This is a genomic window from Dysosmobacter sp., from assembly GCF_034093755.1.
In the GTDB taxonomy this organism is placed as follows: Bacteria; Bacillota; Clostridia; order Oscillospirales; family Oscillospiraceae; genus Oscillibacter.
The window spans coordinates 25,514-37,520 of sequence record NZ_JAXEBZ010000072.1; the positions used below are offsets into that span (position 1 = coordinate 25,514).

Here is a 12,007-nt window from a genome sequence, read left to right on the forward strand (position 1 = left end):
GGAAACGGCGAACCAGAGGTGGTACCGCGAATTGTTTCGCCCTCTGTCCCGGCCGGGACGGGGGCGTTGTTTTTGCCTGTTTCGGCAATACTATAAACGAGGAGAGAATCAACCATGGAAATTTATGAGGAACTGGTAGCCCGCGGCCTGATCGCTCAGGTGACGGACGAAAACGAGATCCGGGAGCTGGTGAACAACGGCAAGGCCACGTTCTATATCGGCTTCGACCCCACTGCCGACTCCCTGCACGTGGGCCACTTCATGGCCCTGTGCCTGATGAAGCGGCTGCAGATGGCCGGCAACCGGCCCATCGCCCTCATCGGCGGCGGCACCGCCATGATCGGCGACCCCTCCGGCCGCACGGACATGCGCTCCATGATGACCCGGGAGACCATTGAGCACAACTGCGAGTGCTTCAAAAAGCAGATGTCCCGGTTCATCGACTTCGGCGAGGGCAAGGCCATGATGGTCAACAACGCCGACTGGCTGCTGAACCTGAACTATGTGGACTTTATCCGGGACATCGGCGCCTGCTTCTCCGTCAACAACATGCTGCGGGCGGAGTGCTTCAAGCAGCGGATGGAGAAGGGCCTCAGCTTCCTGGAGTTCAACTACATGCCCATGCAGTCCTACGACTTCTACTACCTGTTCCAGCACTACGGCTGCAACATGCAGTTCGGCGGCAACGACCAGTGGAGCAACATGCTGGGCGGCACCGAGCTGATCCGCAAGAAGCTGGGTAAGGATGCCCACTGTATGACTATCACCCTGCTGACGGATTCCCAGGGCAACAAAATGGGCAAAACCGCCGGAAACGCCGTCTGGCTGGATCCCAACAAGACTTCTCCCTACGAGTTCTATCAGTACTGGCGCAATGTGGATGACGCCGATGTCATGAAGTGCGTCAGAATGCTGACCTTCCTGCCTCTGGAACAGATCAACGAAATGGATACCTGGAAGGACGCCAAGATCAACGAGGCCAAGGAGATTCTGGCCTTTGAGCTGACCAAGATGGTCCATGGCGAGGAGGAGGCGGCCAAGGCTCAGTCTGCCGCCAAGGCCCTGTTTGTGGGCGGCGGTGACGCGGACATGCCCACCACCCGGATCCCTGCCGACAAGCTGACCGACGGCCAGATCGGCATTCTGAATCTGATGGTGGCCTGCGGTCTGGCCTCCTCCAACAAGGAAGCCCGGCGTCTGGTGGAGCAGGGCGGCGTCTTCGTCAATGACGAGAAGGTCCCTGCCGCTTCCTATGCCGTCACCGAGGCCGTGCTGAAAGACGGCGTGAAGATCCGCAAGGGCAAGAAGGTCTTCCACAAGGCGGTGCTGGCCTGATGCTGGAACTGGCGGTGGAGTCCGACCGGGAAGCGGTCAACGCCATGGCATTGCAGGTCCACGCCATGCACGTTTCCTGGCGTCCGGACATCTACGAAATGGTGGTGCAGCTGTATCCCCAGGAACGATTTCAGGAGGCCGTAAAGGAACGGCAGCTTTATGTTGCCAAGCTTGGCGGCGTGACCGTGGGCTACGTCCTGTTAAAGCTCCGCTCTTATGACTGGCCCGGGATGGTCCGGCGGAAGGTCCTGCTGGTGGATGAGATCTGCGTGGAGGAAGCCTATCGCGGTCATGGCATCGGAAAAGCCATGATGGAGGATGTCCACGCTTTGGCGAAGGCCTTCGGCTGCTCAGATCTGCAGCTGGGGGTCTATCCCCAGAATGACGGTGCTGTGGCGTTCTATCAGAACTGCGGATTCACCATCCGCAGCATTGAGATGCAGAGGAAGGTATAAAATAACGCCGCCCATCCGGGCGGCGCTTCTTTATGTCAGGGATTTCCTGTACTCAGCCATATCCACAACGTTTCCCGTCAGCCGGGCCTGCTCGATGGCGAAGGCCATGAGGTGGCTTTCCACGCTGCGGGAGATGGAGCTGCGGGACTCTTTCTCACCGGAGAGAACTGCGGTAAAATCCTCCATGATCCCGGCGTCGCCGCCGACGTGGCCGCTGCCGTTGGTACGGACGTTGATGACCCGCTCCGTGAAGGTGTCGGCCTGGCTGGATACGTGGTGAGTCACCACGATCCGGCGTTCTCCGTCATCGGCCAGGATCTCACCGTCCTCACACATGATATGGATATTCCGGTGGCAGGCGCTGGTCTGGGCGGTGAGAGAGAAGGTGGCCGTCACGCCGTTGTCGAATTCCATCAGGATGCTCATATGGTCGCAGACGTTGTTGTCGCAGCGGTAGACGCAGCGGCCGTAGGGACCGGTCTTCAGGGCCTCCATCAGGGCTTCCTCTGTCTGCTCCAGGCAGACGACATCGGCAGGCCACTGACCCAGTACCGGTAAGTAGGCTTTTCTGGCGTCAAACCGGCAGCTGTCCGCCACGGCGCAGCTGAGGCACCGGTCGGAGGATCCGGCGGGGGCGTTGGATTCCCTGAAATAGGAGAGAGAGCCGAAGGCTGATACCTTGGTGCAGTGGGCACCGGTGAGCCACAGCAGGATATCCAGATCGTGGCAGCTTTTTTGCAGGATAATGGGGCTGGACAGCTGGTCGTTGCGCCAGTTGCCCCGGACAAAGGAGTGGGCCATGTGGAAAGAACCGATGTTCTCGGAGTGCTTGATAGCCACTACCTTCCCCAATTCCCCGGAGTCCAGAATTTCCTTGATCTGCATGAAGAAGTTGGTATACCGCAGCACATGGCAGACGGTGATCTTCCGGCCCAGGGCGTTGGCTTTTTCCTCAATGGCGATGCACTCCCGGGGGACAGGGGAGATGGGCTTTTCCAGGAGAATGTCGTAGCCGCAGTCCAGGGCCTGCATCACATGGCCGTAGTGATCCCGATCCATAGTGGCGATGATGGCGGCATCGGCGATCTTTCCCTGGGCGAACAGAGGCGCGGCGTCCGAAAACCGCATTGCTTCCGGTACTCCCAGCCGGTCCCCCGCGCTGTTCAGCCGGTCAGGCCGCTTCTCCGCGATGGCGGCAATTTCCATGCCGTGCTGTTTTGCCCACAGAGCGTAGGTCATTCCCCGGGAGCCGGCGCCGGTGAGAACGAATTTCATTGGTACTTCCTCCTCTATTTCTGTTCCTTTCAGTATAGCACAGATTTATCCGGCGGACAACAGCTTCTTGAGCTTTTCGCAGTTTTCCCGGGACATGGGGGTCAGGGGCAGGCGGCAGTCGCCGCAGTCATAGCCGATGAGCTTCATGGCCGCCTTGACAGGGATGGGATTGACCTCGCTGAACAGCGCCTCGATGAGAGGGAGCAGCCGGGTCTGCAGGTCGGCGGCGGTGTCGAAGTCTCCGTCCAGCGCCGCCTGGGCCAGAGCCTGGGTCTCCACAGGGGCCACGTTGGAAAGTACGGAAATGACTCCCTGACCGCCCAGAGCGATCACTGCCGCCGCAAGATCGTCGTTTCCACTCCATACGGCAAAATCCCGGGGACATTCCGCCCGGATTTTTGTGACCTTCCGGACATCCGTGGAGGCCTCCTTGATTCCTGCCATGTTGGGGATCATGGCAAGACACCGGCAGACCTCCACCGGAATATCCACGCCGGTGCGGGAGGGCACGTTATAGGCGATCACGGGGATATGTACCGCTCCCGCGATGGCGCTGTAGTGGGCCAGAAGGCCTTCACCGGTGGCTTTGTTGTAGTAAGGGCTGACGACCAGCAGCGCGTCCGCGCCCACGGTTTCCGCGGCCTTGCTCAGGGCTACGGCATGTTCCGTGCAGTTGGATCCCGTCCCGGCGATGATCAGGCAGTCTTCGGAAACATACTGCTTTGCCCGGCGGAACATTTCCAGCTTTTCGCTGTCCGAGAGGGTGGGGGATTCTCCGGTGGTGCCGCAGATCACCACTGCCCGGATCCCAGCCTCCATCTGCCGCTTCAGAAGCTGCTCCAGCATGGGATAATTGACCTTGCCGTTGAGAAACGGCGTGACGAGAGCCGTACAGGCTCCGGTGAATAAAGGATTTTTCATAAGCTGATACCTCCATGCCAGTCTATGCCGCGGGAGGCTATTTTGTCTGTTGCAAAAAAACCGGAATTGGGCTATAATGGACAAAAAATGGGGAGGTGTCCGCCGATGAAGGTATTTGTGATCAATGGCAGCCCCAAAGGCGGCAGAAGCAACAGCTACCGCCTGACCACCGCCTTTCTGGAAGGTCTGGAGGCGGAGCAGGTCCGTGAATGCGCGGTAAGCCGGATGGAGATCAGCCCCTGTCTGGGCTGTTTTTCCTGCTGGAACAAAACGCCGGGCATGTGCTGTATACGCGATGACATGACATCGGTGATCGGGAATATCCTCTGGGCGGATGTGATCATCTGGAGCTTCCCGCTGTACTATTTCAGCATCCCCGGGGGCCTGAAAAACCTGATCGACCGTCAGCTTCCCATGTCGCTGCCCTTTATGGATTCCGGCGCCGCTTCCGGCGGTCATCCCAGCCGGTTTGACCTCGGCGGCAAGCGTCATGTGGTGATCTCCACCTGCGGATTCTATACTGCCAGGGGCAATTACGACGGAGTCACGGCGATTTTTGATCATATCTGCGGAAGGGAAAATTATACTCCGATCTTCTGCGGCCAGGGGGAGCTGTTCCGCGTTCCGGAGGTTAAGGCACGTACAGAGGCGTATCTGTCCGCTGTGAAGCAGGCGGGGCGTGAATTTGCCTGCGGCGGAATCTCTGCCCAAACCCGCCGGAAGCTGGAGGAGGACCTGTTTCCCAGGCAGGTGTATGAGGCCTGGGCGGATGCCAGCTGGGGCATTGCTCCCACGGGAGAGGCAGCCGACGAGACCCTTGTCTTCACCAGACAGATGGCGGCGCTGTATGACCCCGCCACCTATCCGGGAAAAGACATTGTGCTGGAAATGTACTATACGGATGCGGACAAGCGGTATCAGATCCTTCTGACCCGGCAGGGAAGTGAGGTCCTGGATCAGGACTTGCGGACCTTCACCACATGTATTGAAACGCCTTTCTCCGTCTGGAAAGCCATTGCCTCCGGCGAAATCAGCGGTCAGGACGCCCTGATGCAGGGGAAATACCGGGTCAAGGGCGATTTTGATCTGATGCTCAACTGGGACGATTATTTCGGCGGGCCGAAGGAAAAGACCAAAGTCTCCGGAAGCTCCGGGGAAACATCCACCAACATGAATCTTCTGCTGCTTCCCTGGATCGTGTTCTGGGTGGCGGCAGCCATAAACGGCTTTTATGGAGCGGTCATCAGCATTGCCGTCTGCGCCGGGGTGCCGCTGGTGTTTTACCGCTGCCGGAAAACGGTCTACGATCTGCTGTCCGGCTTGCTGGTCACTGCCTGCGCTCTGGCGCTGCTGCTGGGATGCGGGGGGAGAATCGTTGTTCCGGTGTCCTATCTGAGCTTTGGGATCATGTGGACAGTCTCCTGCTTCCTGAAAATCCCCCTGACAGCGCATTATTCTATGAATGATTACAACGGTGAGGAAGCTCTGGAAAATCCTCTGTTTATGAAAACCAACCGGATCCTTACCCTTTGCTGGGGCGTTCTATATCTTCTGACCCCCATTTGGACCTATTTTATTATGGGCACGGCGGTTGGCGCCTGGGTTGGGGCCATCAATTCCGTGCTGCCTGCCCTCATGGGCCTCTTTACCGCCTGGTTCCAGAAATGGTATCCGGCGAAAATCGCCAGGGGCTCATGACCGGGCTGTGGGAAGACGGGGAGGAGGTCTTTTCGTGACGAATTCCGAAAAAAACGGCAGAAAGCACGGCGGCCGGGAGGGGGAAAGCTGCCATGACGCAGGGCCGTTGCTTGAAAAGGGGTTTCGGCTCCTGTTTTGGGTGAAAGTCCCCATGACCATTACGACCATTGCGGATGTGTTATTTTTCCTTGTGCTTATCCCCGTTTTGTACAGGCTGGCCCTGCTTACCGGCGCGGTCTGCGCTATGGTGTATGGCTTGATCCTGATGCAATTAAAGGCTGCAGATATCCGGTACCGCAGGGCGGGAATCTGTATGGTGATCTTTGCAGCGGGAAACGGATTGGCAGCTTCCTTTCCTGTATCCTCAGATACATTTATATGGACCTTTGGAATTGCTTCTGCGGCATGTGTGTCTGCGCTGATGGGGATGTATTGTGAATTTCATGCCCATGGGGAAGTCTTGCGGGAGGCTGACCGGATCCTTGCGGAAAAGTGGAAGAAACTCTGGCCCTGGTGTGTGGGGATGTATGCCGGCATGGAAGGATGCATTGTGATTTGCCGGGTGAATGCCGTCCTTGGTCTCCTGGTTGGCCTCATCGCATCTGTCGGAAGCATTGTTGTCAGTATTACCAGGCTGATGTACCTCGGCCGTGGGGCGAAAGGGCTCCGGAAGCTGCCAAATCCTGCTGAAAAGGAGAAAGAAAACGTTGAACGAAATCAAGGAAACGAAATGCGCTTATAAAACAAAGGACTTCTGGTACGATCTGCCGGAAGAACTGATCGCCCAGACCCCGCTGGAAAAGCGGGATACCTCCCGGCTGATGGTTCTGGACCGGGAAACCGGAGAAATCACCCATAAGCATTTTTACGATATCATCGACTATCTGAACCCCGGAGACTGCCTGGTGATGAACGATTCCCGGGTGCTGCCTGCCCGGCTGCTGGGCCACCGGCCCACCGGCGGCGCGGTGGAGGTGCTGCTGCTGCGGGACCTGGGAAACAAATGCTGGGAGTGCCTGTGCAAGCCGGGGCGGAAAATGCAGCCGGGCAATGAGGTCATCTTCGGCGATGGGGAGTTGACGGCCACGGTGCGGGAAGTCCGGGAGGACGGCAACCGGGTAGTTGAGTTCCATTACGAGGGGATCTTCCTGGAGGTGCTGGAGCGTCTGGGTAAAATGCCGCTGCCGCCCTATATCAAGGCGGAGCTGAAGGACCAGGAGCGTTATCAGACGGTCTATTCCCGGGAGGTGGGGTCCGCCGCCGCGCCTACTGCCGGGCTGCATTTTACCAGGGAGCTGCTGGAAAAGATCCGGGAAAAGGGTGTCAGCGAGGCCTTTGTCACGCTGCATGTGGGCCTTGGTACCTTCCGCCCGGTGAAGGCGGAGGAAATCACGGACCATCATATGCACTCGGAGCTGTGCATGATGAACGCCGAAACCGCCCGGCTGCTCAACGAAACGAAGCGCCGGGGAGGCCGGATCATCTGTGTGGGAACCACCTCCTGCCGCACCCTGGAGTCCCTCGTCAACGACGACGGCACCTTTGAAGCCAGGTCCAAATGGACGGAGATCTTTATCTACCCCGGCTACACCTTCAAGGCCATGGACGGCCTGATCACCAACTTCCACCTGCCGGAAAGCACCCTGGTGATGCTGGTGTCCGCCTTTGCCGGAAGAGAGCATGTCCTCAGCGCCTACGCGGAAGCCGTTAAGGAACGGTATCGTTTCTTCTCCTTCGGCGACGCGATGTTCATTGGATAAAGATTGAGCATTTGGATGTGGACTTTACCTTTCTGCCGGAGGATAGGAACGCATCAGTCGGGGAGCCTTGGGGCTTCCCGATTTGCCAGTATATACGAATACAAAATTGACTTTAGGGTATAAATGCTGTATAGTTTAATAAGAGGAGTGATACTATGCCTGAACTATGCAGATTTTATAATATTGTAATCAAGATGATCTACTCTGATGATGGTCAACACCACAAGCCCCACTTCCATGTGTACTTCGCAGAATACGAAGCATCAGTCGGAGTTGACGGTGAACTTCTGGCAGGAAGTCTTCCAGTGAAACAGTTTAAGCTGGTTCAAGCATGGGCAGCAATCCATGAGGATGAGCTTTATGCGGCATGGAACAACGCCGTAAGAAACATCCCATTTGGTAAGATTGAGCCACTTCGGTAAGGAGGGTTTTATATGTTCATTAAAGACGGAATTGCATATGCAGGGGAGAAAACTCCTGCTATAAAAATAAGCGGTATTAGACCGATGGACGATTACCTGCTCTGGATCAGATTTAATACGGGGGAGGCCAAGGTGTTCGATTTCAAGCCTATGCTGAATGAACCTGCCTTTGCACCACTGAAAGACGATGCGGTGTTCAGAGGAGTCTATATCGACTATGGCGTTGCAGTTTGGATGGATGGTGATATAGATATTGCGCCTGCATATCTATATGAAAATTCCATCGAATACGAATCATGGATTGCCTGAAATATTCGATAAAATGCAGAATGACCCGCAAAGCGGAGCGAAGCTCCGCTTTTTGCTGTGCAGCTTCTTGAAAATAGGCTGTACAGACTGTATAATATGGTAAATTCTTTGAATATCCTATAACCCGTACAAATCGTGGACGCAATGTGTATTTTGTGAGGAGACTGTATGAACGCGCCTGTTGATGTGACCAACATCCGGATCGAAACCGACCGCCTGATTCTGCGGGCCTGGCGGGACGGGGATCTGGAGGATTTTTATGAATATGCCAGGGTGGACGGCGTCGGCCAGATGGCGGGCTGGCTGCCCCATGCCTCCATGGAAAAATCCAGAATGATTTTGGACCTTTTTATACGGGAAAAGAAGACCTTTGCCCTGGAATTGAAGGAAAACGGCAAGGTTATCGGCTCCCTCGGCTTGGAAACAAGAGACGGAAGCCTGGAGATCCCGGAGCTGATGCAGGGCCGGGAGATCGGCTATGTACTCAGCAAGGATTACTGGGGCCGGGGGCTGATGCCGGAAGCTGTGAAAGCGGTCATTGATTACTGCTTCCGGGAATTGAAATTTGACTATCTGACCTGCGGGCATTTTATCAGCAACAGCCAGTCCCGCCGGGTGATTGAGAAGTGCGGCTTTGTATTCGCCGGGGATATGATCCACGAGACGCGGTTCGGGACCAAGGAACCCACAAAGCTGTATATTCTCTATAACCCCCAGAAAATGACGGCTCCCTTTGACGCCAATGCCGTTCATCTGGAGACTGACCGGCTGCTGCTGCGGCCCATTCAGGAAAGGGACTTGCAGGATCTCCATGAGATCGTATCCGTGCCTGAGATCGCGGACATGAACGGCTGGAGCTGCTCGGAAACCCTGGAGGATACCCGGAAGTTCCTGGAGCGCCATATTCAGGACAGGGAGACCCTGGCGCTGGTGCTGAAGGAAAACGGAAAAATGGTTGGCACCTTTTCCGTACAGGGCAGGCCCTGGGAGGAATATCCTCTGGACCGCAGACTCCGGGGCCGGGAATTCGGCTTTGATTTGAACAAGGACTACTGGGGTCGGGGGCTGATGCCGGAGGCTCTGAGGGCTGTCACCGCCTATTGCCTGGACACCCTTTCCTATGACTTTGTGACCTGCGGTCATTTCCTGCGCAACGGCCGGTCTTCCCGGGTCATCGAAAAATGCGGCTTTCACTTCCTGTTCGAGGCGGAGCATACTCTGCCCACCGGCGTGAAGGAGCAGATCCGTTCCTATATTATTGATAAGGAGAAGCAGCCATGTTCGAACTGAAAAAAACCGAGGGCAAGGCCCGGCGGGGAGAATTTACCTGCGCCCACGGTACGGTCCAGACTCCGGTATTTATGAATGTGGGCACCCAGGGGGCCATCAAAGGAGCCCTCAGTGCCAAGGATCTGAAGGATATCGGCTGTCAGGTGGAGCTGTCCAATACCTACCATCTGCATCTGCGCCCCACGGACAAGGTGGTGCGCCAGCTGGGGGGACTGCACAAATTCATGACCTGGGACGGCCCTATCCTGACAGATTCCGGCGGCTTCCAGGTGTTTTCCCTGGCCTCCCTGCGCAAGATCAAGGAGGAGGGCGTTTACTTTGCCTCCCACATCGACGGTCATAAGATTTTCATGGGGCCGGAGGAGAGTATGCAGATCCAGTCCAATCTGGGCAGCGATATCTGCATGGCCTTTGACGAGTGCATTGAGAATCCGTCCCCCCGGGAGTATGTTCAGAAGAGTGTGGACAGGACCTACCGGTGGCTTCAGCGCTGCAAGGCGGAGAATGCCCGGCTGAATGCTCTTCCGGACACGGTGAACCGGGAGCAGATGCTCTGGGGCATCAACCAGGGCGGAACCTATCCCGACATCCGTGTTGACCATATGAAGCGGATCGCGGATCTGGATCTTCCCGGCTATGCCATCGGAGGTTTGGCGGTAGGGGAGACCGCCCAGGAAATGTATGACATCATCGAGGCGGTGGAGCCCTATATGCCCGCGGACAAAACCCGTTACCTCATGGGCGTGGGGACTCCCACCAACATCATCGAAGCGGTGGCCAGAGGCGTGGACTTTTTCGACTGCGTTATGCCCGCCCGGAACGCCCGGCACGCCAGACTCTTTACCTGGGACGGGACCATCAATCTGAAGAACGCAAAATACCAGCTGGATGAAAGTCCCATCGATCCCAAGTGCGACTGCCCTGTCTGCCGCCGGTATTCCCGGGCCTATATCCGGCACCTGTTTGTGGCGGAGGAGATGCTGGCCATGCGGCTGTGTGTCATGCACAATCTGTATTTTTACAATAAGCTTATGGAAAAAATCCGGAACGCTCTGGATGAAGGCCGCTTCTCGGATTTTCGCCGGGAATATTCGTCAAAATTGGCAGAAAGACTGTAACTTACCTCTTGCATTTTGAGCAATCAATGGTATAATAATTAAGATATTTTACACGAAGGAGTTTTCCCTATGCTGAATTTTCTGACCTCTACCAGCGCGGCAGGCGGCCTGGGCAGCACTGTTATTATGATGGTGCTGATGATCGCCATCTTCTACTTCATGCTCATCCGTCCCGAGAACAAGCGGAAGAAAGAAGCCGAGCAGATGCGCGGCGCCGTGAAAAAGGGCGACAAGATCGTCACCATCGGCGGTATCGTTGGTGTTGTTGTGGACGTGAAGGAGAACCGGATCGTCATCGAGACCAGCGCAGATCAGGTTCGCCTGGAACTGGAGAAGTGGGCCATTTCCTCCAATGAAACCGCTTCCGAGAACGCCAAGGCGGAAGCCAAGAAGGCCCAGGAGGCCAAGGCAAAGGCCAAGGCTGCCAAGAAGGCGGAGAAGGCCAACAAAGACTGAGATTCTTTCCAAAAAACAGGCTTCGGATGATCCCGGAGCCTGTTTTTTGTTTCGGAATGGAGAAAATGGATCCGGTGTAAAAAGGACAAGGGGAAATTTGGGGAAAATGGCAGATAGCCAAATTATGCAGTTTACGGTATAATAAGATGAGAAGAAAGTCCAATGGAGGAGATGTTCCAATGAAACTGTTAACCAAAGCCAGCTACTCCGGTGAGGTCACCCAGCGGGAGAAGGAGAATCTGGCAGTTGCCTATGAGGCTGCCTGCGAGGCCATGGTGCTTCTGAAAAATGACGGTACGCTGCCCTTTCAAACCAAAAAGGTAGCGCTGTACGGTCCCGGTGCGTCCATGACCATCAAGGGAGGCACCGGCTCCGGCGAGGTCAACGAGCGCCATTCCGTCACGATCCTGGAGGGGCTGGAGGACCGGGGCTTTGAGATCACCACCCGGGGCTGGATCGCGGACTTCGAGAAGGCCTATACCGAAGCGGAAAACGCCTATAAAGAGGCGAAGCGGAAGCGGATCAATCTTCTCAAGCCCAATGCCATTATGGACATGCTGTTTGATAATTTCCGCGCCCCCGGAGGCCGTGTTATGACCCGGGAAGAGCTGGAAGCCAGCGGGACTGACAGCTGTATCTTCGTCCTGAGCCGTCAGGCGGGCGAAGGCGGCGACCGGAAAGCGGAGAAAGGGGATCTGTTCCTGACGGACGAGGAAGCGGAGTCCATCCGCCTTTGCGCCGAATACTATGACCATTTCCTGCTGGTCATCAACTGCGGCTCCGCCATGGATATGTCCTTCGTCCAGGAGATCCCGGGGATCAACGCCATTTTGTATCTGTGCCAGCTCGGCACGGAGGGCGGCCATGCCTTTGCCGACGTGGTCAGCGGCGCGGTGTCTCCCTCCGGCAAGCTTTCGGACACCTGGGCCAGGCACTACAGCGACCTGCCTTTCTCCGATGAGTATAGC

The 12,007-nt window shown here is 56.4% G+C and carries 13 protein-coding genes; 11 read left to right on the forward strand and 2 right to left on the reverse strand.

Translation table 11 applies throughout. The features are described from left to right. The first annotated feature begins 114 nt into the window (after nucleotides 1-114). Nucleotides 115-1,335 carry a tyrosine--tRNA ligase gene (gene tyrS, locus SOX55_RS09765; RefSeq protein ID WP_325287261.1) on the forward strand — a complete coding sequence of 407 codons (1,221 nt, stop codon included), beginning with the start codon at nucleotides 115-117 and terminating at the stop codon, nucleotides 1,333-1,335. Further along, nucleotides 1,335-1,790 (forward strand): GNAT family N-acetyltransferase, encoded by a 456-nt coding sequence (locus SOX55_RS09770; RefSeq protein ID WP_325287262.1) that lies wholly within the window; start codon nucleotides 1,335-1,337, stop codon nucleotides 1,788-1,790. Before tyrS ends, SOX55_RS09770 begins: the two co-directional genes overlap by 1 nt. A 30-nt stretch (nucleotides 1,791-1,820) precedes the next feature. Here SOX55_RS09770 and SOX55_RS09775 read toward each other — a convergent pair whose 3' ends face one another. Both SOX55_RS09775 and dapA read right to left on the reverse strand, forming a co-directional pair. Continuing rightward, nucleotides 1,821-3,065 carry a Gfo/Idh/MocA family protein gene (locus SOX55_RS09775; protein WP_325287263.1) on the reverse strand — a complete coding sequence of 415 codons (1,245 nt, stop codon included), beginning with the start codon at nucleotides 3,063-3,065 and terminating at the stop codon, nucleotides 1,821-1,823. Nucleotides 3,066-3,110: 45 nt separating this feature from the next. Continuing rightward, nucleotides 3,111-3,986, reverse strand: coding sequence for a 4-hydroxy-tetrahydrodipicolinate synthase (gene dapA / locus SOX55_RS09780; protein ID WP_325287264.1), 876 nt, complete (start codon nucleotides 3,984-3,986; stop codon nucleotides 3,111-3,113). Nucleotides 3,987-4,091: 105 nt separating this feature from the next. On the opposite strand from dapA, the gene SOX55_RS09785 reads away from it, so the two are divergent. The 9 genes from SOX55_RS09785 to SOX55_RS09825 all read left to right on the forward strand — a co-directional run. Beyond that, nucleotides 4,092-5,684, forward strand: a complete 1,593-nt coding sequence (locus tag SOX55_RS09785; RefSeq protein ID WP_325287265.1) for an NAD(P)H-dependent oxidoreductase — start codon at nucleotides 4,092-4,094, stop codon at nucleotides 5,682-5,684. A gap of 34 nt (nucleotides 5,685-5,718) precedes the next feature. Then, a complete protein-coding gene (locus SOX55_RS09790) occupies nucleotides 5,719-6,426 on the forward strand; it encodes a hypothetical protein (protein ID WP_325287266.1) in 708 nt (235 codons plus the stop codon). Further along, nucleotides 6,392-7,444, forward strand: a complete 1,053-nt coding sequence (gene queA, locus SOX55_RS09795; RefSeq protein ID WP_325287267.1) for a tRNA preQ1(34) S-adenosylmethionine ribosyltransferase-isomerase QueA — start codon at nucleotides 6,392-6,394, stop codon at nucleotides 7,442-7,444. The genes SOX55_RS09790 and queA overlap by 35 nt, the downstream gene beginning before the upstream one ends. A 155-nt stretch (nucleotides 7,445-7,599) precedes the next feature. After that, nucleotides 7,600-7,866, forward strand: a complete 267-nt coding sequence (locus tag SOX55_RS09800; protein ID WP_325287268.1) for a DUF4160 domain-containing protein — start codon at nucleotides 7,600-7,602, stop codon at nucleotides 7,864-7,866. 12 nt (nucleotides 7,867-7,878) lie between these two features. Beyond that, nucleotides 7,879-8,175 carry a DUF2442 domain-containing protein gene (locus SOX55_RS09805; protein ID WP_325287269.1) on the forward strand — a complete coding sequence of 99 codons (297 nt, stop codon included), beginning with the start codon at nucleotides 7,879-7,881 and terminating at the stop codon, nucleotides 8,173-8,175. 168 nt (nucleotides 8,176-8,343) lie between these two features. Continuing rightward, nucleotides 8,344-9,465: a GNAT family N-acetyltransferase gene (locus SOX55_RS09810; protein WP_325287270.1), complete on the forward strand. Its 1,122-nt coding sequence runs from the start codon at nucleotides 8,344-8,346 to the stop codon at nucleotides 9,463-9,465. Beyond that, entirely contained in the window at nucleotides 9,453-10,583 is a 1,131-nt protein-coding gene (tgt, locus tag SOX55_RS09815; RefSeq protein ID WP_325287271.1) for a tRNA guanosine(34) transglycosylase Tgt, read from the forward strand. The genes SOX55_RS09810 and tgt overlap by 13 nt, the downstream gene beginning before the upstream one ends. Nucleotides 10,584-10,652: 69 nt before the next feature. Further along, entirely contained in the window at nucleotides 10,653-11,039 is a 387-nt protein-coding gene (gene yajC, locus SOX55_RS09820) for a preprotein translocase subunit YajC (RefSeq protein ID WP_325287272.1), read from the forward strand. A gap of 179 nt (nucleotides 11,040-11,218) precedes the next feature. Beyond that, nucleotides 11,219-12,007, forward strand: a 789-nt coding sequence (locus SOX55_RS09825) for a glycoside hydrolase family 3 protein (protein ID WP_325287273.1), incomplete at its 3' end; no start/stop codon positions are given.